The organism is Desulfovibrio gilichinskyi (assembly GCF_900177375.1).
Classification (GTDB): Bacteria; Desulfobacterota; Desulfovibrionia; order Desulfovibrionales; family Desulfovibrionaceae; genus Maridesulfovibrio; species Maridesulfovibrio gilichinskyi.
Map to the genome: position 1 here is coordinate 642,236 of NZ_FWZU01000002.1, position 21,546 is coordinate 663,781.

A 21,546-nucleotide genomic window follows, 5' to 3' on the forward strand; every position below is an offset into this window, starting at 1 on the left:
TTGACAAATCTCGAAAATTTGGTCTAACTGCGTCGGTCTTTGCATAACGAAATAAATTTGGAGGGTTCATGCCAACCATTAATCAGCTCATTAGAAAAGGGCGTGAAAAGCAGCTTAAGCGTAAGAAGACTCCTGCTCTTCAAGCTTGCCCCCAGCGTCGTGGCGTATGCACAAGAGTGTATACAACCACCCCTAAAAAGCCTAACTCCGCGCTGCGTAAAGTCGCACGTGTACGTTTGACTAATAGTATTGAAGTAACCGCATATATCGGTGGTGAAGGTCATAACCTTCAGGAACATTCCGTGGTACTTATCCGCGGTGGTAGGGTAAAAGATTTACCTGGTGTTCGTTACCATATCGTTCGTGGTTCACTTGATACCGCTGGTGTCGCAGATCGTCGTAAGGGTCGTTCTAAGTACGGCGCTAAACGTCCTAAATAGTTTATATTCTAAGGAGTATTAATATGCCTCGTAAAGGTCCAATACCTAAGAGACAAATTCTTCCTGACCCAGTATATGGAAGTCAGCTTGCAACTAAATTCATGAATAGACTCATGATAGACGGCAAGAAGAGTGTCTCTGAAAAAATATTTTATGAAGCCCTTGAATTCCTAGGTGAAAAAACCCAGGAAGATCCTATTAAGGCTTTTGAAAAAGCAATTGAAAATGTTAAACCGCACGCTGAAGTTAAATCTCGCCGTGTCGGTGGAGCAACATATCAGGTTCCAGTAGAAGTTCGTCCAGAACGCCAGGGTTCTTTAGCTATAAGATGGCTGATCAATTTCGCTCGCTCCAGAGGTGAAAAAGGTATGGTCGCTCGTCTTAGCGGGGAATTCCTTGACGCTTACAACAAGCGTGGCGGAGCTGTTAAGAAGAAAGAAGACGTTCATCGTATGGCAGAAGCTAATAAGGCTTTCGCTCACTACCGCTGGTAATCGGAGTCTATCGTGTCTAAAATGATATCAAGTGATAAACAGCGTAATATTGGTATTATGGCCCACATTGATGCGGGTAAAACTACCACTACTGAACGTATATTATATTACACTGGTGTTTCACATAAAATAGGCGAAGTTCATGACGGCGAAGCCACCATGGACTGGATGGTTCAGGAACAGGAACGCGGTATCACTATTACTAGTGCTGCCACTACATGTTTCTGGAAAGATCACCGTATAAATATTATTGATACCCCTGGACATGTTGACTTCACAATGGAAGTTGAACGTGCTCTTCGTGTCCTCGATGGTGCTGTTGCAGTATTTGATGCTGTAGCTGGTGTAGAGCCTCAGTCTGAAACCGTATGGCGTCAGGCTGACAGATACAATGTTCCACGTATCGCTTTCATCAATAAAATGGACCGTACCGGTGCAGATTTCTTCCGTTGTGTAGATATGCTTCGTACTCGTTTAGGTGCTAAAGCAGTACCTCTTCAGATTCCAATCGGAAACGAAGATGCATACCTAGGATCAGTCTGTCTAGTTACTGGTAAAGCCTTCTTGTACCATGATGAAACCATGGGTGTGGATTACAGTATCGAAGATATTCCGGCCGATTTAGTTGAAAAATACGAATCAATGCGTCTGGAAATGATCGAAGCTATTGCAGAAGAAAATGAAGAACTTCTTGATAAATATCTTGGCGGTGAAGAACTTACACCCGAAGAAATTGTCAAAGGTATCCGTGCAGCAACAATCGCTCTGAAAATATGTCCTGTTCTTTGCGGTACCGCATTTAAGAACAAAGGCGTACAGCCATTGCTTGATGCTGTTATTGATTATCTTCCTTCTCCGCTTGATATCCCTGCAATGATCGGGATTGATCCAGACACAGGTGAAAGCATCGAATGTCCTTGTGATATTAATAAGCCACTCGCAGCTCTTTCATTTAAGTTGATGACTGACCCTTTTGTCGGTCATTTAACATTCCTCCGTCTTTACTCCGGTAAAATTGTCAGTGGTGATACTTTCATCAACGCTGCCAGCGGTAAGAAAGAGCGTATCGGTCGTCTTCTTAAGATGCATGCTAACAAGCGTGAAGAAATTAAAGAGGCGTTTGCTGGAGATATCGTCGCAGCTGTAGGTCTAAAGACCATGGCTACCGGTGACACTCTTGCAGAACAGAAAAAAGCTGTAGTTCTCGAATCACTCGATATCCCTGAACCGGTTATCGAAGTTGCTATCGAACCTAAAACCAAGGCTGACAGAGATCTTCTCAGTCAGGGACTTGCTAAACTTGCAAAAGAAGATCCTTCTTTCCGCGTCAAAGGTGACGAAGAAACAGGGCAGACTCTTATCGCAGGTATGGGTGAGCTGCATCTCGAAATTATTGTTGACCGTCTTCTTCGCGAATTCAACGTTAATGCTAACGTTGGTGCTCCTAGAGTTTCATACCGTGAAACCATTACGAAGAAAGTTGAGTCTAACCTCAAATATGCTAAACAGTCTGGTGGTCGTGGTCAGTACGGACATGTTGTCATCACCATTGAACCTAATCCAGAGAAAGAATATGAGTTTGTTGATGAGATCAAAGGTGGAGTTATTCCTAAAGAATACATTCCCGCAATTGACCGCGGTATCGCAGATGCTATGAAAAACGGCGTAATTGCAGGTTTCCCTTTGGTTGATATCAAAGCTACATTGACCTTCGGTTCTTATCATGACGTTGACTCCTCAGAACAGGCTTTCTACATTGCCGGTTCTATGGCTCTCAAAGATGCTGTTAAGAAAGCAGGTCCACAATTGCTTGAACCTATCATGGCTGTTGAAGTCGTTACTCCTGATGATTACCTCGGTGATGTCATGGGTGACCTTAACGGTCGTCGTGGTAAGGTCAGCAACATGGAAGGCCGTGCTAACGCACAGGTTATCAAATGTGATGTCCCGCTAAGCGAAATGTTCGGTTATGCAACTGACCTTCGTTCTAAGACTCAGGGACGTGCAACATTCTCCATGCAGTTTGACCATTACGAACCAGTCCCAGCAAGTATTGCAGAAGAGTTGATCAATAAAAATTAAGATTAAATTTAACTTTATCTTAGATTTTACTTGACAGCGACAGCTGAAAAGCAGTAAGCCTCCCGAACCCACAGTGTTTGGGAGGCTCTTTTTTTTTACGGGAGTCGCCCGTGAAACCACGGAGATAAGGTATAAGGTTCGGCATGCTGGCTGGACGACCATACCAGGCAATAAAAGGAACCTCACAGCCTTTTAGCCGTTGCAAGCTAGCCGTCTCTGAATCAATTCAGGAGTATTATTATGGTTTCTATGACTAATGATCGAATTCGTATCAAGCTCAAGGCTTACGATTACCGTATCCTTGATAAAGCTGTAACTGAGATTGTGGATACTGCCCGCAATACCGGCGCAGCTATCGCAGGTCCCATCCCATTGCCTACACAGATTCATCGCACAACAGTGCAGAAGTCTGTGCACGTTGACAAAAAGTCTCGTGAGCAGTTTGAGATGCGGATCCATAAACGCTTGCTTGATATCCTTGAACCCACCCAGCAGACAGTTGACGCACTTGGTAAGCTTAGCCTACCAGCCGGCGTTGACGTCGAAATTAAGCTATAGGGGGGGGCAACATGGCAAAAACTATCGGACTACTCGGTAAAAAATTGGGCATGACCCGCGTGTTCTCTGACGATGGTAGCATTGTACCAGTCACAGTACTCGAAATTGGACCATGCCCTGTCATTCAGGTTAAAACTGAAGAGAAGGAAGGCTACAACGCCATCCAGATCGGATACGACTCACTGCCAGAACGTAAGGTTAACAAACCTTCCAAAGGTCATCAGGATAAAGCTGGAAAAGGCTATTTCCGTCACCTTCGCGAATTCCCGCTTGAGTCTGTAGCTGATTATGAACTTGGTCAGGAAATCTCTGTTGATATCTTTACCCCGGGTGAAAAGGTTAAAGTAACCGGCACATCTAAAGGTAAAGGTTTCCAGGGTGTAATGAAGCGCTGGAACTTTAAAGGTATGAAGGCATCTCATGGTGCAGAAAAAGTTCATCGTTCACCTGGTTCAATCGGCCACGCTACTTTCCCTGGTAAAGTCTTTAAGGGTAAAAAAATGCCCGGTCAGATGGGTAACGAGCGCGTCACTGTTTCCAACATTGAAATCGTAGACGTTCGCACCGAGGAAAATGTTCTCGTGGTTAAGGGACAAGTTCCTGGACCCAAGAACGGATTGGTGATGATCCGCAAGACCAGCTAGAGGGAAAAAACATGGCTACCATTACTATATACGATCAAACGAAAAAGGAAGTAGGGAGCATGGATCTTGCTCCGGAAGTTTTTGAAGTTCCGGTCAAGCCCGAAATCCTGAACCTTGTTGTCCGCGCACAGCTCGCTGCAAAGCGTAGCGGTACACATGCCACGAAGACTCGTGCCATGAAGCGCGGCGGTGGCGTCAAACCTTGGCGTCAGAAAGGAACAGGACGTGCACGTGCCGGTTCCTCACGTTCTCCGCTTTGGCGGGGAGGTGGTGTGACTTTCGGTCCACAGCCCAGAGACTACTCCTTCAAGGTTAATAAAAAGGTCCGTCGTCTTGCTCTCAAGATGGCTCTTACCTCAAGATTCAGCGAAGAAAAACTGATGATTGTTAAGAATATCGACCTTCCCGAGATTAAAACTAAGCTTTTCGCTCAGGTTGCAGAAAATCTCGGACTTTACAAAGCCTTGATTATTGTCAAGGATGCTGATAATAAACTCCTCCTTTCTGCGAGGAATATCCCAGGCATTAAAATGATCTCTGCTGACCAGATAAATGTTTATGACATTTTACGTCACCATCAGGTTGTTATGCTTGAGAATGCAGCACAGGATCTGCAGGAGAGGTTAAAATAGTCATGGACTATACTCAGATTCTTATCAAACCGGTCATTTCAGAAAAGGCTACTGACATTAAAGAGACTTCTAACCAAGTCACTTTTTATGTATTGCCATCTGCTAATAAGGTTGAAGTAAAAAAAGCTGTCGAAAGCGCTTTTGATGTTAAAGTTGATTCCGTACGTATTGTTCGGAAAAGACCCGGTCTTCGCAGAAAGTTCGGTCGCGTTGTCGGCAAATTGTCCGGCTACAAAAAAGCTTATGTTAAGCTTTTAGCGGGCGAAAAAATCGAATTCTTCGAGGGAGTTTAAGAGATGGCTACTCGTAAACTGAAACCTACCTCACCTGGTCGCCGTTTCCAGACTATCTCAGATTTTGATGAGATCACAAAGTCTACACCGGAGAAAGCTCTTACTAAAGGGCTGACCAAAAAGGCAGGTAGAAACAATAACGGTAGAGTTACTTCCCGTCATCGTGGCGGTGGTACTAAACGTCTTTACCGTATTATCGACTTCAAACGTAATAAAGTTGAAGTCCCAGCAACTGTTGCTTCAATAGAATACGATCCTAACAGAAGTGCTCGTATCGCTCTGCTTAATTATGCAGACGGTGAAAAGCGTTATATTCTCGCTCCGGTTGGTCTCAACCAGGGTGATAAAATTATTGCTGGAGAGAAAGCCGATATCAAACCCGGTAACGCTCTTTTGCTTAAGAATATCCCTGTTGGTACTGTCGTTCATAATATAGAATTGCATCCCGGTAAGGGCGGACAGTTTTGTCGCGCTGCCGGTACTTACGCTCAGCTTGTGGCTAAAGAAGGCAAATATGCTCTTATGCGTATGCCTTCCGGTGAAGTTCGCAAGGTTCTCGCAACATGTTGTGCAACCGTTGGTCAGGTTGGAAATATCCAGCACGAAAAGATCTCCATCGGTAAAGCCGGACGTAACCGCTGGCTCGGTAATAGACCAAAAGTCAGAGGTGTTGCTATGAACCCTGTTGACCATCCACTCGGTGGTGGTGAAGGTCGTAGCTCTGGTGGTAGACACCCTTGTTCTCCGTGGGGTATGCCTGCTAAGGGATACAAAACACGTAGTAAGAAGAAACCTTCTTCCAAGCTCATCGTTAAACGCCGCGGGCAGAAGTAGGAGACTGTAATGCCAAGATCACTGAAAAAAGGCCCGTTTATAGACGATCATCTGCTTAAAAAGGTCGTAAAGGCACAGGATTCCGGAGACCGCAAGGTTATCCAGACCTGGTCCAGACGTTCAACCATCATTCCAGAAATGGTGGGACTGACCTTCGCAGTTCACAATGGCCGTAAGTTTATTCCTGTCTTTGTCACAGAAAACATGGTAGGACACAAGTTGGGTGAGTTTTCACCTACTCGTACTTATTATGGACATGCGGCAGACAAGAAAAGCAAAGCCAAACGCTAGAAGGTGTTAAGCAATGGAAGCTAGAGCTATTGCAAAATATATGCGCATTTCTGCACAGAAAGTGCGCTTGGTAGCGGAAAACATCAAAGGGAAGCCTGTTGAGGAAGCTCTCAACATTCTGAAATTCACACCCAAAAAGGGTGCAGAAATGCTCAGTAAAGTGCTTTATTCTGCTGTTGCTAACGCAGAGCAGATTCCCGGAGTGGATGTTGACACTCTCCGAGTATCCATCGTCAAAATTGACGAAGGTCCTACTTGGAAGAGGATTCAGCCCAGGGCTATGGGGCGTGCCTTCAGAATTTTGAAGCGCACAAGCCATATAACCGTCGTAGTAAAAGAATCGTAGGGTAGCGTCATGGGTCAGAAAGTACATCCATACGGGTTCAGGCTTGGTTACACCAAGAACTGGCTTTCCAGGTGGTTCAGCAAAAAGGACTACCCCGCTTTCGTCTACGAGGACGACAGCATTCGTAAATATGTTAAAGAGAAAATCTTCCACGCAGGTATTGCGAAGATTGAGATAGAACGTGCCGGTGGCAAAATTCGTCTCATCATTCACACAGCTCGCCCCGGTATTATTATCGGTCGCAAGGGTGTTGAAATCGAAAAACTGCGTAATGATCTTCGTCAAAAATATAATAAAGAATTCGCCCTTGAAGTAAGTGAAATTCGCCGTCCTGAAACTGACGCGCAGCTCGTTGCTGAGAGTATAGCTCAGCAGCTCGAACGCCGTGTAGCTTTCCGTCGTGCGATGAAACGTACTGTAGGTCTTGCTCGCAAATTTGGAGCAGAAGGAATTAAGGTTGCATGTGCTGGTCGTTTGGCCGGTGCTGAAATCGCTCGTACTGAATGGTACCGCGATGGCCGCGTTCCTCTTCAGACTCTTAGAGCTGACATTGATTATGGTGTTGCGAGAGCAAACACCACTTACGGTGTCATCGGCGTTAAGGTCTGGATCTTTAAAGGAGAAATTCTTGATCACGAGGTGAACCAGTAATGCTTTCACCAAAAAAAGTTAAATTCCGTAAACGTCAGAAAGGGCGCAATAAGGGTAAAGCTCAGCGTGGATCCACAATAGCTTTTGGTGATATCGCCATTAAGACTTTGGAACACGGCAAGCTCAGCAACAACCAGATCGAAGCTGCTCGTATCGCTATTATGCGACACATTAAGCGTGGCGGACAGGTCTGGATCAGGGTTTTCCCTGATGTGCCTGTAACTGCCAAGCCTGCTGAAGTTAGACAGGGTAAAGGTAAAGGTTCCCCAGTTGGTTGGTGTGCACCTGTCAAACCAGGACGTATTCTTTATGAAGTAAAAGGTGTTGACCTTGCGCTTGCTAGAGAAGCTCTGGTTCGTGCATCCCACAAACTCTCTGTCAAGACTATGATTGTAGTTAAGGAGGGTTTGTAATATGAAAACCAAAGAATTGCGTGAACTTGATACCACTGCTCTTGCTGAAAAGTTGAAAGATGCCCGTTTAGAGTTGTTTAATTTACGCTTTAAGCATGCAACTTCTCAGTTGGAAAATACCCAGAGCCTTGTCAATGTTAAAAGAGACATTGCAAAGCTTCAGACAATTCAGCGTGAAAAGGAACTGGGAGCATAAGCCATGGCAGAGCTTAATTTAAAAGGAAACAGACGTGTTCTTAACGGGCTAGTCGTCAGCGATAAGGGTGACAAAACTATTGTTGTCCGCGTTGAAACTCTCGTTCAACACCCACTGTATAAAAAATTCATCCGCCGTCACACAAAATTCATGGCACACGATCCTGCTAATGAATGCGGTGTTGGCGATAAAGTACAGATTGTAGAATTCCGTCCCCTTAGCCGACGCAAAAGGTGGCATTTGGATAAAATTCTGGAAAAAGCAGTTTAGGGGTATAAGCCATGATTCAGGTAGAATCCAGACTAGACGTAGCTGACAACTCTGGTGCCAAACAGGTCCTTTGTATTAAGGTTCTCGGCGGTTCAAAGAGACGTTACGCAAGTGTCGGAGACATTATTGTGGTTTCCATTAAGGAAGCTATGCCCCATTCCAAAGTGAAGAAGGGCTCTGTGATGAAAGCTGTCGTTGTACGTACCAAGAAAGAAATTGGGCGTCCTGACGGATCTTACATCAAGTTTGACAATAACTCTGCCGTTCTTCTGAACAGCTCAAACGAACCAGTAGGGACTCGTATATTCGGTCCTGTTGCAAGAGAATTGAGGTCAAGCGGCTTCATGAAAATAGTTTCTCTTGCTCCTGAGGTTCTTTAAATCCTTATCATAAGAGAAGGTTAAACGGCATGAACAAGATACATGTTGATGACAAGGTAATGGTCATCGCCGGCAAGGATAAGGGGAAGATCGGCAAGGTCTTAAAGATCAACCGCAAGAAGGATACTATCCTTGTTGAGCAGGTTAACACGGTTTCCAGGCATACAAAGCCAAATCCTTATGCTAATCAGCCCGGCGGTATTGTTGAGAAAGAAGCCCCTCTTCACATCTCCAACATTCAGGTTGTGTGCCCATCGTGCACAAAATCAACCAGAGTTGGAGTTCGTGAAAACAATGACGGAACTAATGTCCGTTTTTGTAAAAAATGTAACGAAATCATCGACTAGGGTCTTGCGATGACACGTCTCGAACAAATATATACGGACAAGGTCGGCCCGGCTCTTAATAAAGAATTCGGGTATAAGAGTTCAATGGAGATTCCTTCTATAAAGGCTATCTCACTTAATATTGGACTCGGCGAAGCAAGCCAGAACGCAAAGCTCATTGACGGCGCTGTAACTGAACTTACTGCTCTTGCAGGTCAGAAAGCTGTTGTCACTAGAGCCAAGAAATCCATCGCAGCTTTTAAGTTGCGTGAGGGCATGCCAGTAGGCGCCCGTGTAACTCTTCGCAGAGAATACATGTGGGATTTTCTTGATAAACTCGTTAGTTTTGCGCTCCCGCGTGTGCGTGACTTCCGTGGAATTCCTGATAAAGGATTTGACGGTCGTGGTAACTTCACTCTTGGTATCAAGGAATTAACCATATTCCCTGAAATTAGGCTCGATCAGATTGAGCTTACCAAAGGAATGAATGTGACAATCGTCACCACCGCTAAAACTGACAAAGAAGGCAAGATGCTCCTCGAGCTTCTTGGAATGCCCTTCAAGAAATAGGAGGTCAGTGTGGCCAGAACAGCGTTAAAAGTTAAGGCTGGACGTAAGCCTAAGTTCAAGGTGCGCGGTTACAATAGATGTCCAATTTGTGGACGTCCTCGCGCATTCCTGCGGAAATTCGGCGTATGCCGTATTTGCTTCAGGGAGAAGGCCCTCGCGGGTGAACTTCCAGGCGTGCGTAAAGCCAGCTGGTAATATAAGGAGTTTGATATGCCTGTTGTCGATCCAATCGCCGATATGCTGACCCGCATACGTAATGCTCACGGTGCTTTCCATAAGACCGTGTCCATTCCAGGGTCAAAAATTAAAACCGCAATTGCCGGAATTCTTAAGGATGAAGGTTATATTAACGACTTCACAGCTGAAGAAAAAGATATAACTGTAACTCTTAAGTATGTTGATGGAAAATCGCTTATCAGCGGTATGAAAAAAATCAGCACACCCGGAAGACGCGTATTTGTAGGCGTTGAAGATATTCCCAGCGTCCTTAATGGACTAGGGGTTTGCATACTTTCCACTTCAAAGGGCGTAGTTGACGGAGTCAAGGCGAAAGACTTGAACGTCGGTGGCGAGCTCTTGTGCGAAATCTGGTAGAGAGGGTTTAAGATGTCCAGAATTGGAAAAAAACCTATTGATATACCTTCTGGTGTAGAAGTAACTGTCGGAGCTGATTCAGTTTCCGTCAAAGGACCTAAGGGTTCTATTTCTACTCCTATACACCCCATGGTCAGCTATAAAATAGCTGACAATGTGGTAGAGGTAATGAGGTCTGGCGAAACTCGTCAGGAATGTGCACAACACGGCCTGCACCGCACCCTTCTTTTCAATTGTATTGAAGGAGTCTCCAAAGGCTTCTCTAAAACATTGGAAGTCATTGGTGTCGGTTATAAGGTATCTGTGCAGGGTAAGAACGTCGTACTTAACGTAGGATATTCACACCCGGTACAGTTTCCACTTCCTGCTGGCATTGATGCCACAGCAGAAGGTAGCAAGCTTACTGTCGGCGGAGTTGACAAACAACTCGTTGGCGAAGTTGCCGCACAAATTCGTCGTGTACGCCCACCTGAACCTTACAAAGGTAAAGGTATTAAATACATTGACGAACAGATTAGACGTAAAGCCGGTAAGTCCGGTAAAAAATAGGGTACAGCCATGAAAATGACTAAAGAACAGGCAAGAAGACGTAAAAAAGTACGTATCCGCAAAAAAATCAGCGGTACTGCTTCACGTCCACGTCTTGTCGTTTTCCGTTCAAACAAGCACATGTACGCTCAGCTCGTAGATGATTTGATTGGCAAAACCGTGACAGCTTCCTCTACTTGCGCTCTTTTTAAGGGTGACGATGCTGTGAAGCTCACCTGCAAGGCCGCTGAAGCTGTTGGTAAAGACATTGCTGCCAAGGCTAAGGAATTGAATATCGATAAGGTCGTTTTCGACCGTAGCGGATATATCTATCACGGCAGGGTCAAGGCCCTTGCAGACGGCGCTCGTGAGGGTGGCCTGAAATTCTAAACTTATGGGAATATCCATGGAACAGAATGATCTGGGTCTGATTGAAAAAATCGTTTATCTCAACCGAGTTGCTAAAGTCGTAAAAGGCGGTAGAAGGTTCTCCTTCAGCGCCCTGGTTGTGGTAGGTGACGGTAAAGGTCAAGTCGGTTTCGGACTTGGTAAGGCTAACGAAGTTCCTGAAGCTATTAGAAAAGCTTCAGAAAGAGCACGGAAGGACATGATTTCCGTACCTCTTCTTGATGGAACACTTCCTTACGAAGTTCTGGGCCGTTATGGTGCAGGACGCGTTATGCTCAAACCCGCTTCAAAGGGTACCGGAATTATTGCCGGTGGACCAGTTCGTGCGGTGCTTGAAGTAGTTGGCGTTCACGATATCCTTACTAAGGCTATCGGCACTAATAATCCGCATAATGTACTTCGCGCGACTGTCGCCGGGCTTGCTTCTCTGCGTAGCGCAGACGAAGTTTCTCAGCTTCGCGGGAAGAAAGTTGTGACTCCCAGAAAGTAGGAGTACTAAAATGGTTAAAGTTAAACTTATTCGCAGCAAGATCGGTTGCAATCCTAACCAGCGCAAGACTCTTGTCGCTATGGGTCTGCGTAAGATCAGGCAAGAAAGAAGCTTTGAAGATAACCTCGTTATTCGCGGTATGATCAGCAAAGTTGCGCACCTTGTGGAGGTAACAAAATCATGAGGCTGCATGAATTATATCCGTTCCCTGAGGAACGCAAAAATCGCAAACGCATAGGTCGCGGTGGTGGATCTGGAACTGGGGGAACCTCAGGAAAAGGTCATAAAGGTCAGAACGCACGTTCTGGCGGTGGTGTCCCTGCCTGGTTCGAAGGTGGACAGATGCCTCTAGCACGCCGTTTGCCTAAACGTGGTTTCAAGAATCCTTTCCGTGAAGAGTATGTTGCTCTGAACATTGGAGCAATTCTTGGAGCTTTCGAAGGCAAGACTGAAATCTCTCTTCAGGATATTTATGATCGTGGTCTTTGTAAAAAGAATGCTCTCGTAAAAGTTCTTGGAATGGGCGAAATCAGTTCAGCTGTTACCATTGAAGCTCATCGCTTCAGCGCGTCTGCAACTGAAAAAATCACCAAGGCCGGCGGAACGGCCACAGCTCTGGAAGGATAATTGTGGCAACTGCTGGAGTTGACAATCTTTCCCGACTGCCGGAACTAAAGAAAAAAATCCTTTGGACATTTTTTCTTCTGGCTGTCTACCGGGCCGGGATTCACATCCCGGTTCCCGGTGTTGACAGTGCAGCACTAGCCGATTTTTTTGAGAGTGTTTCTAACACTCTTTTCGGCTTGTTTGATATGTTCTCCGGTGGCGGGTTGCGTAATCTGTCCATATTCGCGTTAGGCATTATGCCTTATATCTCCGCGTCTATTATTATCCAACTTCTTAATGTAGTAAGTCCAGACCTCAAAAGACTTAGTCAGGAAGGGGCTCAGGGACGCAAGAAGATTACTCAGTATACCAGGTATGCTACTGTATTAATTACAGTCGTACAGGGATTCGGTATTGCCATGGGATTAGAAAGTATGGTTAGTCCTACTGGCGCACCGGTTGTTCTCTATGCTGGATGGTCCTTCCGCTTAATTACTATTCTCACTTTAACTGCTGGAACCGTTTTCTTGATGTGGCTCGGTGAACAAATGACCGACCGCGGAATCGGAAACGGAATTTCAATGATCATCTTTGCCGGTATCGTAGCAGGTTTGCCTGCTGCTATTTTTAATACCGTAAGATTAATGAAAGCTGGAGAAATAACTCTTTTCCTGCTCATTTTCATTTTAGTATTTATGATCGCCATTCTAGCTTTTATCGTGTTTATGGAACGAGGTCAGCGTCGAATACCTATTCATTACGCTAAGCGTATGATGGGACGTAAAATGATGGGTGGGCAGACTACACATTTGCCTCTTAGAATTAATACCGCAGGTGTTATTCCCCCGATTTTTGCTTCCAGTATTCTGCTCTTTCCAACTACTTTGGCAAGTTTCTCTAATATTGAGTGGCTGTCAAAGATGTCTGCGCATTTTAGATCGGACTCTATCCTATACAATGTTGTATTTGTAGCTCTGATTATCTTTTTCTGTTATTTTTATACAGCGATCATTTTTGATCCTAAAGGAATTGCAGAAAATATTCAAAAGCAGGGTGGTTTTATCCCTGGTATCCGTCCCGGCACTAAAACTCGTGAATATATTGACCGAGTGCTTGCAAGAATTACCCTATGGGGTTCCTTGTATGTAGCAGCCATCTGTGTAATTCCTATGTTGTTAATCGCACAGTTCAACGTTCCTTTCTATTTTGGGGGAACTGCACTGTTGATCGTAGTAGGTGTGGCCATGGATTTCATGGGCAAGATCGAATCCTACTTGATTTCACGTCAGTATGACGGACTCATGGGCAAGGGAAGCAAGATTAAGGGCAGGTAGTAAGTTTTGAAGAAATTCAGAGGGATATACCTCAAAAATGACAAAGAGATTGGCCTCCTTCGTGAGGCCAATCGTTTTGTTTCTTTGATACTGGATATGCTTGGTGAATCAGTTAAATCTGGTATCAGCACCATGGATCTTGAGGACCTTGCAGCCAAAGCTTGTGAAGACTTTGGTGTAGAACCGGCTTTTAAAGGATACCATGGATTTCCTTTTGTCTTATGTTGTTCTGTGAACGAAGAAATAGTTCATGGGTTCCCGTCTAAAGAGCGTATTCTAAAAGACGGAGACATCATCAGCATTGATATGGGAGTTGTTTATAAAGGTTTTGTAGGTGATTCAGCCCGTACTTTTGCAGTTGGTTCAATCCCTGAAAGTACTCAAAAGTTACTGGATGTAACTTACGAGTCTTTAATGAAAGGTATCGAACAAGCTCGTCCCGGTAATAATCTTTATGAGATTTCAAGGGCAGTTCAAGTACACGCAGAGTCTAATGGATTTGGAGTTGTACGCAGGTTTGTCGGTCACGGTATCGGCCGTAATATGCACGAGAAACCTGAAGTTCCGAATTTTGTTCCTGCCGGATTGCCGGGAGTGACTCTTAAAACGGGAATGGTTATAGCCATCGAACCGATGGTTACAGTGGGTTCATATGAGGTAGAAATTCTATCTGATAATTGGACTGCCGTTACCAAAGACAGGAAGCTGTCTGCCCATTTTGAGCACTCAATTGCCATTACATCTGATGGCCCGATAATATTGAGCCTATCTTAATTTTAACAAATTGCTTAAACAGTGCTTGATTTTTCAAAATTAGTTCTGTATAAGTCATCCTTTGAATTTTCGTGGCAACGGAAGACTTGGCATGGATTCAACTGCCTTTTAGCCGGGTAGTTGATACATCATTGGCCCGCAGTCGGCTTGCTCCCGATTGGTTAAACTGTTAAACTGCATTATTTGGAGACGGTCATGAAAGTAAGACCATCTGTTAAGAAGATTTGTCCCAAATGCAAAGTAATCAGACGCAAAGGTGTTCTCCGGGTGATATGTGAAAACCCAAGACACAAACAGCGTCAAGGATAGAGAGGTATAACTGTGGCTCGTATCGCTGGAGTAGACCTTCCGAAAAATAAGCGTTTGGATATTGCATTGACTTACATTTTTGGTGTAGGTCGCACTACTGCACTCAAGATTCTTGACACCGTAGGTGTTGATTGGATGTTGAAAACTGATGACCTTAGCGGTGATCAGGTAAACGACATTCGTAAAGAACTTGAAGATAACTATAAAGTTGAAGGTGACCTCCGTCGTAACCAAGTTGCTGATATTAAGCGCTTGATGGACATAGGTAGTTACCGTGGACTCCGCCACCGTCGCGGACTGCCCGTACGCGGACAGAGTTCCAAAACCAACGCAAGGACTCGTAAAGGTCCCCGTCGCTCAGTAATGAGTAGGAAGAAATAGTAAATAAGATCAATCCGCAGACTTTGAGCCAGATTTTATAGGGTCTTCGTGCTGCTGGTATAAATTCAACTCATCTGGAGAGAATGGTATGGCTAGACCTCGCCGTTCCGGCAAGAAAAAAGAAAAAAAGAATGTTCCCGTGGGCATAGCCCACGTTAAAGCGACATTCAATAATACTATAATTACCTTCACTGATTTAAAAGGTAACGTTATCAGTTGGGCTACTTCTGGTGCTTCCGGTTTCAAGGGATCTAGAAAATCTACTCCTTTTGCTGCTCAGATTGCAGCAGAAACCGCCGCTAGAAAAGCTCAAGACCAGGGTATGCGTACCGTGGGAATCTTTGTAAAAGGCCCCGGTTCCGGTCGTGAGGCTGCTATGCGCGCCATCGGTAACATCGGTATGAAGGTGAACTTCATTCGCGATATCACGCCCATACCGCACAACGGCTGTCGTCCGCCGAAGCGCCGCAGGGTCTAACGTTCGCAGGAGAAAAACCTTGGCCAGATATACAAAAGCAAAATGCAGACTCTGCCGTAGAGAGGGCGAAAAGCTCTTCATCAAAGGCGACCGCTGCTTTACTGATAAGTGTTCATATGAACGTCGTCCCTATGCGCCTGGTATTGCTGGACGCATGAGAAAGAAAATGAGTGACTACGCTATTCAGCTTCGTGAGAAGCAGAAAGTGCGTCGCATGTACGGTATCCTTGAAGGTCAGTTCCGCGGTTATTTCAAGCGCGCTGATTCTATGAAGGGTGTAACCGGTGCTAACCTTCTCATTATTCTTGAAACTCGCCTTGACAACACCATTTACCGCTTAGGATTTGCCAATTCTCGCAATCAGGCACGCCAGCTTGTGAGACATGGTATTTTCAATAAGAATGGAAGACGTGTAGACGTTCCTTCCATGCATGTAAAACCTGGTGATGTTATTGAAGTTCGTGAAGAATCCCGTAAAATTCCGGTAATTCTCGAAGCTCAAGAAGTCATTGCTCGTCGTGGTTGCCCAGAATGGCTCCAGTCTGACGGTGCTGCCTTTAAAGGTGAAGTAAAAGCGATGCCGACTAGGGAAGACATACAGTTCCCTATCAACGAACAGCTGATTGTCGAGCTGTACTCCAAATAAGAAGGATTAGTGCATGCTTATTCAAGACGGTGACAAACTCATCAACACACGCAACTGGGCCGAGCTTGTCAAGCCGGAACAGCTCGTGCGCGATTCCAAGTCCAACGAGCTTTACGGCAAGTTCATTTGTGAACCCTTGGAGCGTGGATTTGGCACAACCATAGGCAATTCCCTTCGTCGGGTACTTTTGTCTTCTATGCAGGGTGCAGCTGTGGTTGCTGTTAAGATCGAAGGCGTGCAGCACGAATTCACCACCATTGAAGGTGTGATGGAAGATGTCACTGAAATCGTGCTGAACATCAAACAGATTAGATTCGCAATGACAACTGATGAACCTCAGTTTCTTACCTTATCGGTAAATAAGCAGGGTGTCGTCACCGCAGCTGATATTCAGGAAAACCAGAACGTCAAAGTCCTCAATCCTGAGCAGACTATTGCGACTCTCTCTGAGAAGATGGTACTCGATATGACTTTCGAGATCCGTATGGGTAAGGGATACGTTCCTGCTGATATGCATGATGGTCTTGTAAACGAAATTGGTCATATCCAACTAGACTCAAGCTTTTCTCCGATCCGTAAGGTAGCTTACAGTGTAGAGCAGGCTCGTGTCGGTCAAATGACCAACTATGACAAGCTAGTTCTTGAAGTCTTTACCGATGGTTCTGTCACTCCTGAAGATGCTGTCGCTTATAGCGCAAAAATTCTTAAGGAACAGCTTTCTGTTTTCATTAATTTTGATGAAATGGGCTCTGAACAAGAAGAGTCTAAAGAATGTGACCTCGACCTGAACCCGAATCTGTTCAAAAGTATCGATGAACTTGAATTGTCCGTTCGTGCGACTAACTGCCTCAAGGCTGCTAACATTCGTATTGTTGGCGAACTTGTACAGCGTACTGAACAGGCCATGCTTAAGACTAAGAACTTCGGACGTAAGTCTTTAGATGAAATCCGCAGAGTTCTTGACAGTATGGAACTTAAGTTCGGGATGCCCTTAGAGGATTTCGACAAAAAGCATCAGGAATGGCTGAAGAGGAAAGAGAAAAATGAGGCATAATAAGTCCGGAAGAAAGTTCAACAGAACCGGTTCACATAGAAAAGCCATGTTCCGTAACATGGTCCGTTCACTGTTGACTTATGAACATATGCGTACCACTGAGCCTAAAGCGAAAGAACTGAGAAGTTTTGCTGAAAAGCTGATTACTCTAGCACTTCGCGACGATCTACACTCAAGACGTCTTGCTTACAAGACTCTCGAGAATCATAGTCTCGTTCAAAAGCTCTTTGATGAAATCGGTCCCCGCTTTGTTGGCGGTGGCGGTGGTTACACTCGTATTATCAAGCTTGCTGAACCACGTAAGGGCGACTGTGCTCCTATGGTGATCATCGAACTTACAAAACGTGCTGAAGCTCCTGTAGCTGCGGCGACTGAGGCTCCTGCAGAGGCAACTCCTGCAAAAGAAACTCAGGAAGCATAAATTATGCTACTTAGAAAAGGGGCGGAGTTAATTCCGCCCCTTTTTTTTTAAATTTTATTTATAGATATTTCTGATATGAGGTATTGGGATGGACTTACGAAGACTTGAAGCTTTTTGTAAGGTATACGAATGTAAAAGTTTTTCTAAGGCAGGAAGAGAATTATTCCTCTCACAGCCTACGATTAGTGCACATATTTCGACTCTTGAAGAAGAACTGGATGTACAGCTTTTTGACAGATTGGGAAGGTCTATTTTGCCGACTCAGGCTGGAGATGTGCTATATCGAAATGCTAAAAATATTTATGACCTGATTGGAAAAGCACATTCTGAAATTAATTTGCTTCGTGATAAAGTTGTGGGTGATTTAGATATCGGGGGAAGTACAATACCTTCTCACTATCTTTTACCCGGGATTTTATATGAATATTGCAAAAAATATCCTGATGTACGAGTTCATATGTCAGTCGGCGACACTTCAGAAATTTTACGCAAGATTCGCTGCGGTGAACTGATTGTCGGAATTGTCGGTGCGGCAAGTGATGCTCCGAACATTGATTTTGTTCCCATTATGCGAGATGAGCTGGTAATTGTCGCTCCGCCTGTGCTGGTAAAGAACTATGAAGGGATTGTTGATATTCAGCAGCTCGCTGAATTACCTTGGGTAATGCGTGAAGAAGGGTCCGGTACTCGTAAAGCTCTTGAAGCGGGCTTGTCAGAGATTGGAACCAGTATTCGTGATCTCAATGTCACTGTCTGGGTTGAATCGACTCAGGCCGTAGTTCAGTGCGTTAAGGCAGGGCTTGGCATCAGTGTTACATCTCGTCTTGCAGCTCAGCCTTTGATAGATTCTGGCGAGCTTGTTCATATTAGCGGATTACCTTTGAACTTAGAGCGCAGTTTTTATCTTGCGCACCTTAGCGGTCGAGAGTTTTTCCCTGCCGTTCGCTATTTTATCGAACATATTAAAAACAGTGCTTTTGATTTTTAAAAGAACTTTATTAAATAAAAAAGGAGCCGGAAATATGAATATTTCCGGCTCCTTTAGTTGTATTATATTTCAATGAAATTAAGATCAGGAACTTTCGATATCTGCCCTGTCTTTTTTAAATACTCTGCGAAAACTTTAAGTCCTTCAGTTTCCATTTCCTTCAGGTTGTAGACTAACCCTTCATAATAAGAATTTACTTCAGGCAGTGCGAGAACGCTTTTTTCAGCAGTAAGCTCTGACATGCGTCCAATATTAGCCTGTCCCCATTCCTTGCCTTTTATCAAAGTACGTACAGCGTCTTTAACGGCAGGACTGTCCGCCACGTCTTTACGTACTACCCATACTCCAAAGATAAAGGGGAGTCCTGTCCATTGTCTCCACGCTTCACCCAGATCCAATTTATATGGATAATCTTTGTGATGCCGCAGGTTCAAAGCTTCATCACCTATGGTCAGAATAGCTTCGGGTCTTTCGCCTGATTCAATCAGTTCTGCTGCGTTGCCTGTTTCATATTCTGGATAAATAGGAATATATTCTGTCAGCAAAATCTTCAGTAAGGCAGCTGAAGTATGTGTCTGTGCACTGACAAGAATTTTACATCCTTTCAGCTCTTCAATGGGCTTGCGGCTGATCAATAACACCGACTGAACTGGCCCACAGCTGCCGATAGCTATGTCAGGTATCAGTTTATACTGCTCTGCGTGGCGCAGATATTCGATTGAAGATGTTGATGAAATATGGAGCAATCCTTCAGCCATTAATTTATTAAGTTGAGCTGGAGGGCCATAGAAAAATTTAAAATTATTTTCTATGAGTTTTGATTCCAGTGGATAATATATCGGGAGAACATTTAAATATGATATTCTGCCTACTTTAATTTCATTAACCATTGTGTTTCTCTGTAAGGGTATAATCCATAAGTCTTTGCTTCGGAGCGAATCCTGCTTTTTTAATCAGATTTGCTATTTCATTTTCAGATAAACTGAAACTTACACCGGCCGCTTTAACGACATTTTCTTCAATCATTGTTGAACCGAAATCATTGCCGCCATAAAAGAGTGCGAGCTGGGCAATTTTAGGCCCCATTGTAACCCATGAAACCTGTATGTTGTCAAAGTTATCGAGTACGATTCGTGATACAGCCAACATGCGCAGATATTCAACGCTTGTCAGCCTGCGGGCATTCGGAATGTTGGTGTTGTCCGGCTGAAATGTCCATGGAATAAAGGCGGTGAATCCGCCTGTTCGATCTTGAACTTCGCGAAGGGCAAAAAGATGTTTCAGCCTGTCGGAAGGTTGTTCCGCATGTCCGAACATCATGGTCGCAGTTGTTCTTATTCCCATGTTATGGGCTGTTTCCATAACGTTAAGCCATTCCTTGGTAGAGCACTTGTTCGGTGCAATCTTGCTTCTTACTTCATCTACAAGTATTTCAGCTCCTCCGCCGGGAATGGAGGCAAGCCCCGCGTCAATAAGCCTTCTCAGCACATCTTTAACAGGAATTCTTTCCAACTCGCTGAAATACACAATTTCCGGTGGTGAAAATGCATGTATGTGAACCGGATAATTATCTTTGATAAAACGGAGCATATCTTCGTAGAAAGTGAGCGGCAAATCAGGGTTATGACCGCCTTGCATAAGAATTTGCGTTCCGCCCAGATCTACAGTTTCCTGAATTTTCTGTCCTAGCTCTTCCCTGCTGATGACGAAACCGCCGTCTTGGCCCGGAGCTACATAAAATGCACAAAACTTACAGCCGCATGCGCAAATATTTGAGTAGTTTATATTTCTATCAACTACGTAGGTAACGTTCATATCCGGGTGTTTAGACATTCTGACCTGATGTGCTAAACAGGCCAGATCAAATATATCAGCTTTTTCCAGCAGAATCATTGCTTCATCAAAATTAATGCGTTCTCCGGCGGAAACTTTTGCGCCTATTTCTAGAACTTCTGCCGGACTTTGAGTAATACTTGTCATATTAAATATCCTTCTGACTCAGGAAATTTCATTAAAAGCAGCATCGCGTTCAACCGGAACAAATCCGCAACCGATAATCATCTCTTCCAGATCTTTTCTGCTGATAGCCTGATCAGATGATGCTCCTGCCATATGCCCGATTATTTCTTCCACAACTGTTCCGTCAAAGTCATCTGCTCCGTAGTGAAGAGCAGCCTGAGCCTGTTTAACAGTGAGCATTACCCAATAGGCTTTTATGTGTGGAATGTTGTCCAGCATAAGTCTGCTTATGGCTATGGTTCTTAATTCGTCCAACCCCGTCAGCGGGTTATCTATTTTAAGTTTGCTGTTTTCAGTTAGAAACGGAAGAGGGATGAAACAGTTATAACCGCCGGAAATATCCTGCTGTTTGCGTAACCTGTCCAGATGATCAAGGCGATCTGCAATTGATTCGACATGCCCGTAAAGCATTGTGCAGTTTGTGGAGAACCCTAGTGAATGGGCTTCGCCGTGTATCTTAAGCCATGTTTCGGCATCGATTTTTTTAGGACATATTTTGTTGCGCGTTTCAGAAGCGAATATTTCTGCTCCGCCGCCTGTCAGCATTTCAACTCCGACCGCTTGTAACCTTTTCAGAATTTCAAGAGTCGTAGTTTTTTCAATGTTTGCGAAGTTTGCAATTTCAACAACCGTAAAGCATTTCAGAGTTGCCTTGGGAAATTCTTTTTTAACCTCTATGAAGGTTTCTTCAAAAAAAGAAAGAGGAATATCTGGATGACATCCGCCGACCACATGAATTTCACGCGGCGAAACGGGGGCATTACGCAATTTCTCTAAAATTTCATTCTTTGATAAATGAAATGATCCTTCCTCACCGCGTTTGCGTGCATAGGCACAAAATTTACAACCGTTAATACAAATATTGGTATAGTTGATATGGCGGTTCAAGACATAGAAAGCTTTGTTTCCGTGCAGCTTGCGCCTTGCTATTGATGCCAGAGCGCCCAGTGCATTGATGTCGGCGCAGTTATATAGGATGTGACCGTCTTCAATAGAGAGTCTTTCCCCGTCCAAGACTTTTTCCAGAATGGAACCAAGCCCTACGTTTTCGAAATATTTTTTTGAAATCATATTTTCACCTTTGTTGAACCGTAAA

The 21,546-nt window shown here is 44.5% G+C and carries 36 protein-coding genes; 33 read left to right on the forward strand and 3 right to left on the reverse strand.

The features are described 5' to 3' along the window. Positions 1 to 68: 68 nt before the first annotated feature. From rpsL to B9N78_RS07990, 33 genes are all read left to right on the forward strand, one after another. On the forward strand, positions 69 to 440 hold the full coding sequence (gene rpsL, locus B9N78_RS07830) for a 30S ribosomal protein S12 (protein WP_085100839.1): 372 nt from the start codon (positions 69 to 71) through the stop codon (positions 438 to 440). 23 nt (positions 441 to 463) lie between these two features. Then, on the forward strand, positions 464 to 934 hold the full coding sequence (rpsG, locus tag B9N78_RS07835) for a 30S ribosomal protein S7 (RefSeq protein ID WP_085100842.1): 471 nt from the start codon (positions 464 to 466) through the stop codon (positions 932 to 934). Positions 935 to 955: 21 nt separating this feature from the next. After that, positions 956 to 3,016, forward strand: a complete 2,061-nt coding sequence (gene fusA / locus B9N78_RS07840; RefSeq protein ID WP_245805502.1) for an elongation factor G — start codon at positions 956 to 958, stop codon at positions 3,014 to 3,016. Positions 3,017 to 3,256: 240 nt separating this feature from the next. Then, positions 3,257 to 3,574: a 30S ribosomal protein S10 gene (gene rpsJ / locus B9N78_RS07845; RefSeq protein WP_085100847.1), complete on the forward strand. Its 318-nt coding sequence runs from the start codon at positions 3,257 to 3,259 to the stop codon at positions 3,572 to 3,574. An 11-nt stretch (positions 3,575 to 3,585) separates the two neighbouring features. After that, on the forward strand, positions 3,586 to 4,218 hold the full coding sequence (rplC, locus tag B9N78_RS07850; protein WP_085100850.1) for a 50S ribosomal protein L3: 633 nt from the start codon (positions 3,586 to 3,588) through the stop codon (positions 4,216 to 4,218). 11 nt (positions 4,219 to 4,229) lie between these two features. Then, a complete protein-coding gene (gene rplD / locus B9N78_RS07855) occupies positions 4,230 to 4,850 on the forward strand; it encodes a 50S ribosomal protein L4 (protein ID WP_085100853.1) in 621 nt (206 codons plus the stop codon). A 2-nt stretch (positions 4,851 to 4,852) separates the two neighbouring features. Continuing rightward, positions 4,853 to 5,143: a 50S ribosomal protein L23 gene (gene rplW / locus B9N78_RS07860; protein ID WP_085100856.1), complete on the forward strand. Its 291-nt coding sequence runs from the start codon at positions 4,853 to 4,855 to the stop codon at positions 5,141 to 5,143. Positions 5,144 to 5,146: 3 nt separating this feature from the next. Further along, entirely contained in the window at positions 5,147 to 5,977 is an 831-nt protein-coding gene (gene rplB, locus B9N78_RS07865) for a 50S ribosomal protein L2 (protein WP_085100860.1), read from the forward strand. Between the two features lie 9 nt (positions 5,978 to 5,986). Continuing rightward, the gene (gene rpsS / locus B9N78_RS07870) at positions 5,987 to 6,268 is read left to right on the forward strand and encodes a 30S ribosomal protein S19 (RefSeq protein WP_015337856.1); all 282 of its coding nucleotides are present in this window, start codon (positions 5,987 to 5,989) and stop codon (positions 6,266 to 6,268) included. Between the two features lie 13 nt (positions 6,269 to 6,281). After that, entirely contained in the window at positions 6,282 to 6,614 is a 333-nt protein-coding gene (gene rplV / locus B9N78_RS07875; protein ID WP_085100863.1) for a 50S ribosomal protein L22, read from the forward strand. A gap of 9 nt (positions 6,615 to 6,623) precedes the next feature. Continuing rightward, positions 6,624 to 7,265, forward strand: a complete 642-nt coding sequence (gene rpsC, locus B9N78_RS07880; RefSeq protein ID WP_085100866.1) for a 30S ribosomal protein S3 — start codon at positions 6,624 to 6,626, stop codon at positions 7,263 to 7,265. Next, positions 7,265 to 7,678 (forward strand): 50S ribosomal protein L16, encoded by a 414-nt coding sequence (rplP, locus tag B9N78_RS07885; protein WP_085100869.1) that lies wholly within the window; start codon positions 7,265 to 7,267, stop codon positions 7,676 to 7,678. Before rpsC ends, rplP begins: the two co-directional genes overlap by 1 nt. 1 nt (position 7,679) lies before the next feature. Next, positions 7,680 to 7,874 (forward strand): 50S ribosomal protein L29, encoded by a 195-nt coding sequence (gene rpmC, locus B9N78_RS07890; protein ID WP_085100871.1) that lies wholly within the window; start codon positions 7,680 to 7,682, stop codon positions 7,872 to 7,874. A 3-nt stretch (positions 7,875 to 7,877) separates the two neighbouring features. After that, positions 7,878 to 8,144, forward strand: coding sequence for a 30S ribosomal protein S17 (rpsQ, locus tag B9N78_RS07895; protein ID WP_085100874.1), 267 nt, complete (start codon positions 7,878 to 7,880; stop codon positions 8,142 to 8,144). An 11-nt stretch (positions 8,145 to 8,155) separates the two neighbouring features. Then, a complete protein-coding gene (rplN, locus tag B9N78_RS07900) occupies positions 8,156 to 8,524 on the forward strand; it encodes a 50S ribosomal protein L14 (protein ID WP_085100877.1) in 369 nt (122 codons plus the stop codon). A 29-nt stretch (positions 8,525 to 8,553) separates the two neighbouring features. Then, a complete protein-coding gene (gene rplX / locus B9N78_RS07905) occupies positions 8,554 to 8,871 on the forward strand; it encodes a 50S ribosomal protein L24 (RefSeq protein ID WP_085100880.1) in 318 nt (105 codons plus the stop codon). A 9-nt stretch (positions 8,872 to 8,880) separates the two neighbouring features. Further along, positions 8,881 to 9,420, forward strand: coding sequence for a 50S ribosomal protein L5 (gene rplE, locus B9N78_RS07910; RefSeq protein WP_085100883.1), 540 nt, complete (start codon positions 8,881 to 8,883; stop codon positions 9,418 to 9,420). Between the two features lie 9 nt (positions 9,421 to 9,429). After that, the gene (locus B9N78_RS07915) at positions 9,430 to 9,615 is read left to right on the forward strand and encodes a type Z 30S ribosomal protein S14 (RefSeq protein WP_085100886.1); all 186 of its coding nucleotides are present in this window, start codon (positions 9,430 to 9,432) and stop codon (positions 9,613 to 9,615) included. A gap of 15 nt (positions 9,616 to 9,630) precedes the next feature. After that, complete coding sequence (rpsH, locus tag B9N78_RS07920) at positions 9,631 to 10,014, forward strand: 30S ribosomal protein S8 (protein ID WP_085100889.1); 384 nt, start codon at positions 9,631 to 9,633, stop codon at positions 10,012 to 10,014. A 12-nt stretch (positions 10,015 to 10,026) separates the two neighbouring features. Further along, positions 10,027 to 10,563, forward strand: a complete 537-nt coding sequence (gene rplF / locus B9N78_RS07925; RefSeq protein WP_085100892.1) for a 50S ribosomal protein L6 — start codon at positions 10,027 to 10,029, stop codon at positions 10,561 to 10,563. Positions 10,564 to 10,572: 9 nt separating this feature from the next. Then, complete coding sequence (gene rplR / locus B9N78_RS07930; protein WP_085100895.1) at positions 10,573 to 10,932, forward strand: 50S ribosomal protein L18; 360 nt, start codon at positions 10,573 to 10,575, stop codon at positions 10,930 to 10,932. Positions 10,933 to 10,948: 16 nt separating this feature from the next. After that, entirely contained in the window at positions 10,949 to 11,440 is a 492-nt protein-coding gene (rpsE, locus tag B9N78_RS07935) for a 30S ribosomal protein S5 (RefSeq protein WP_085100898.1), read from the forward strand. A gap of 10 nt (positions 11,441 to 11,450) precedes the next feature. After that, the gene (gene rpmD / locus B9N78_RS07940) at positions 11,451 to 11,624 is read left to right on the forward strand and encodes a 50S ribosomal protein L30 (RefSeq protein WP_085100901.1); all 174 of its coding nucleotides are present in this window, start codon (positions 11,451 to 11,453) and stop codon (positions 11,622 to 11,624) included. Then, positions 11,621 to 12,067: a 50S ribosomal protein L15 gene (rplO, locus tag B9N78_RS07945; RefSeq protein WP_085100904.1), complete on the forward strand. Its 447-nt coding sequence runs from the start codon at positions 11,621 to 11,623 to the stop codon at positions 12,065 to 12,067. Before rpmD ends, rplO begins: the two co-directional genes overlap by 4 nt. Positions 12,068 to 12,069: 2 nt before the next feature. After that, positions 12,070 to 13,380, forward strand: coding sequence for a preprotein translocase subunit SecY (gene secY / locus B9N78_RS07950; RefSeq protein ID WP_085100907.1), 1,311 nt, complete (start codon positions 12,070 to 12,072; stop codon positions 13,378 to 13,380). 6 nt (positions 13,381 to 13,386) lie between these two features. Beyond that, a complete protein-coding gene (gene map, locus B9N78_RS07955) occupies positions 13,387 to 14,154 on the forward strand; it encodes a type I methionyl aminopeptidase (protein WP_085100910.1) in 768 nt (255 codons plus the stop codon). Positions 14,155 to 14,349: 195 nt separating this feature from the next. Next, complete coding sequence (gene rpmJ, locus B9N78_RS07960; protein ID WP_005027799.1) at positions 14,350 to 14,463, forward strand: 50S ribosomal protein L36; 114 nt, start codon at positions 14,350 to 14,352, stop codon at positions 14,461 to 14,463. Between the two features lie 12 nt (positions 14,464 to 14,475). After that, positions 14,476 to 14,844, forward strand: a complete 369-nt coding sequence (gene rpsM, locus B9N78_RS07965) for a 30S ribosomal protein S13 (protein WP_085100913.1) — start codon at positions 14,476 to 14,478, stop codon at positions 14,842 to 14,844. An 88-nt stretch (positions 14,845 to 14,932) separates the two neighbouring features. Next, positions 14,933 to 15,322 carry a 30S ribosomal protein S11 gene (gene rpsK / locus B9N78_RS07970; RefSeq protein ID WP_085100915.1) on the forward strand — a complete coding sequence of 130 codons (390 nt, stop codon included), beginning with the start codon at positions 14,933 to 14,935 and terminating at the stop codon, positions 15,320 to 15,322. 19 nt (positions 15,323 to 15,341) lie between these two features. Continuing rightward, the gene (gene rpsD, locus B9N78_RS07975) at positions 15,342 to 15,968 is read left to right on the forward strand and encodes a 30S ribosomal protein S4 (protein WP_085100918.1); all 627 of its coding nucleotides are present in this window, start codon (positions 15,342 to 15,344) and stop codon (positions 15,966 to 15,968) included. 13 nt (positions 15,969 to 15,981) lie between these two features. Then, complete coding sequence (locus tag B9N78_RS07980) at positions 15,982 to 17,022, forward strand: DNA-directed RNA polymerase subunit alpha (RefSeq protein ID WP_085100920.1); 1,041 nt, start codon at positions 15,982 to 15,984, stop codon at positions 17,020 to 17,022. Further along, positions 17,012 to 17,443, forward strand: coding sequence for a 50S ribosomal protein L17 (gene rplQ / locus B9N78_RS07985; RefSeq protein WP_085100923.1), 432 nt, complete (start codon positions 17,012 to 17,014; stop codon positions 17,441 to 17,443). The genes B9N78_RS07980 and rplQ overlap by 11 nt, the downstream gene beginning before the upstream one ends. Positions 17,444 to 17,531: 88 nt before the next feature. After that, complete coding sequence (locus tag B9N78_RS07990) at positions 17,532 to 18,431, forward strand: selenium metabolism-associated LysR family transcriptional regulator (RefSeq protein ID WP_085100926.1); 900 nt, start codon at positions 17,532 to 17,534, stop codon at positions 18,429 to 18,431. A 62-nt stretch (positions 18,432 to 18,493) separates the two neighbouring features. Here B9N78_RS07990 and B9N78_RS07995 read toward each other — a convergent pair whose 3' ends face one another. Genes B9N78_RS07995 through mqnE form a run of 3 tightly spaced genes read right to left on the reverse strand, consistent with a single transcriptional unit; the run spans position 18,494 to position 21,521 of the window. After that, positions 18,494 to 19,321, reverse strand: coding sequence for a menaquinone biosynthesis protein (locus tag B9N78_RS07995; protein WP_085100929.1), 828 nt, complete (start codon positions 19,319 to 19,321; stop codon positions 18,494 to 18,496). Then, complete coding sequence (mqnC, locus tag B9N78_RS08000; protein WP_085100932.1) at positions 19,314 to 20,411, reverse strand: cyclic dehypoxanthinyl futalosine synthase; 1,098 nt, start codon at positions 20,409 to 20,411, stop codon at positions 19,314 to 19,316. Before mqnC ends, B9N78_RS07995 begins: the two co-directional genes overlap by 8 nt. Before the next feature lie 18 nt (positions 20,412 to 20,429). Then, a complete protein-coding gene (gene mqnE / locus B9N78_RS08005; protein WP_085100935.1) occupies positions 20,430 to 21,521 on the reverse strand; it encodes an aminofutalosine synthase MqnE in 1,092 nt (363 codons plus the stop codon). Positions 21,522 to 21,546: the final 25 nt, after the last annotated feature.

Bases quoted from the DNA above. Each gene is read 5' to 3' on its own strand.
- rpsL (WP_085100839.1), top strand. From the start codon at position 69: ATGCCAACCATTAATCAGCTCATTAGAAAAGGGCGTGAAAAGCAGCTT.
- rpsG (WP_085100842.1), top strand. From the start codon at position 464: ATGCCTCGTAAAGGTCCAATACCTAAGAGACAAATTCTTCCTGACCCA.
- fusA (WP_245805502.1), top strand. From the start codon at position 956: ATGATATCAAGTGATAAACAGCGTAATATTGGTATTATGGCCCACATT.
- rpsJ (WP_085100847.1), top strand. From the start codon at position 3,257: ATGGTTTCTATGACTAATGATCGAATTCGTATCAAGCTCAAGGCTTAC.
- rplC (WP_085100850.1), top strand. From the start codon at position 3,586: ATGGCAAAAACTATCGGACTACTCGGTAAAAAATTGGGCATGACCCGC.
- rplD (WP_085100853.1), top strand. From the start codon at position 4,230: ATGGCTACCATTACTATATACGATCAAACGAAAAAGGAAGTAGGGAGC.
- rplW (WP_085100856.1), top strand. From the start codon at position 4,853: ATGGACTATACTCAGATTCTTATCAAACCGGTCATTTCAGAAAAGGCT.
- rplB (WP_085100860.1), top strand. From the start codon at position 5,147: ATGGCTACTCGTAAACTGAAACCTACCTCACCTGGTCGCCGTTTCCAG.
- rpsS (WP_015337856.1), top strand. From the start codon at position 5,987: ATGCCAAGATCACTGAAAAAAGGCCCGTTTATAGACGATCATCTGCTT.
- rplV (WP_085100863.1), top strand. From the start codon at position 6,282: ATGGAAGCTAGAGCTATTGCAAAATATATGCGCATTTCTGCACAGAAA.
- rpsC (WP_085100866.1), top strand. From the start codon at position 6,624: ATGGGTCAGAAAGTACATCCATACGGGTTCAGGCTTGGTTACACCAAG.
- rplP (WP_085100869.1), top strand. From the start codon at position 7,265: ATGCTTTCACCAAAAAAAGTTAAATTCCGTAAACGTCAGAAAGGGCGC.
- rpmC (WP_085100871.1), top strand. From the start codon at position 7,680: ATGAAAACCAAAGAATTGCGTGAACTTGATACCACTGCTCTTGCTGAA.
- rpsQ (WP_085100874.1), top strand. From the start codon at position 7,878: ATGGCAGAGCTTAATTTAAAAGGAAACAGACGTGTTCTTAACGGGCTA.
- rplN (WP_085100877.1), top strand. From the start codon at position 8,156: ATGATTCAGGTAGAATCCAGACTAGACGTAGCTGACAACTCTGGTGCC.
- rplX (WP_085100880.1), top strand. From the start codon at position 8,554: ATGAACAAGATACATGTTGATGACAAGGTAATGGTCATCGCCGGCAAG.
- rplE (WP_085100883.1), top strand. From the start codon at position 8,881: ATGACACGTCTCGAACAAATATATACGGACAAGGTCGGCCCGGCTCTT.
- rpsH (WP_085100889.1), top strand. From the start codon at position 9,631: ATGCCTGTTGTCGATCCAATCGCCGATATGCTGACCCGCATACGTAAT.
- rplF (WP_085100892.1), top strand. From the start codon at position 10,027: ATGTCCAGAATTGGAAAAAAACCTATTGATATACCTTCTGGTGTAGAA.
- rplR (WP_085100895.1), top strand. From the start codon at position 10,573: ATGAAAATGACTAAAGAACAGGCAAGAAGACGTAAAAAAGTACGTATC.
- rpsE (WP_085100898.1), top strand. From the start codon at position 10,949: ATGGAACAGAATGATCTGGGTCTGATTGAAAAAATCGTTTATCTCAAC.
- rpmD (WP_085100901.1), top strand. From the start codon at position 11,451: ATGGTTAAAGTTAAACTTATTCGCAGCAAGATCGGTTGCAATCCTAAC.
- rplO (WP_085100904.1), top strand. From the start codon at position 11,621: ATGAGGCTGCATGAATTATATCCGTTCCCTGAGGAACGCAAAAATCGC.
- rpmJ (WP_005027799.1), top strand. From the start codon at position 14,350: ATGAAAGTAAGACCATCTGTTAAGAAGATTTGTCCCAAATGCAAAGTA.
- rpsK (WP_085100915.1), top strand. From the start codon at position 14,933: ATGGCTAGACCTCGCCGTTCCGGCAAGAAAAAAGAAAAAAAGAATGTT.
- B9N78_RS07980 (WP_085100920.1), top strand. From the start codon at position 15,982: ATGCTTATTCAAGACGGTGACAAACTCATCAACACACGCAACTGGGCC.
- rplQ (WP_085100923.1), top strand. From the start codon at position 17,012: ATGAGGCATAATAAGTCCGGAAGAAAGTTCAACAGAACCGGTTCACAT.
- B9N78_RS07990 (WP_085100926.1), top strand. From the start codon at position 17,532: ATGGACTTACGAAGACTTGAAGCTTTTTGTAAGGTATACGAATGTAAA.
- B9N78_RS07995 (WP_085100929.1), bottom strand. From the start codon at position 19,321: ATGGTTAATGAAATTAAAGTAGGCAGAATATCATATTTAAATGTTCTC.
- mqnC (WP_085100932.1), bottom strand. From the start codon at position 20,411: ATGACAAGTATTACTCAAAGTCCGGCAGAAGTTCTAGAAATAGGCGCA.
- mqnE (WP_085100935.1), bottom strand. From the start codon at position 21,521: ATGATTTCAAAAAAATATTTCGAAAACGTAGGGCTTGGTTCCATTCTG.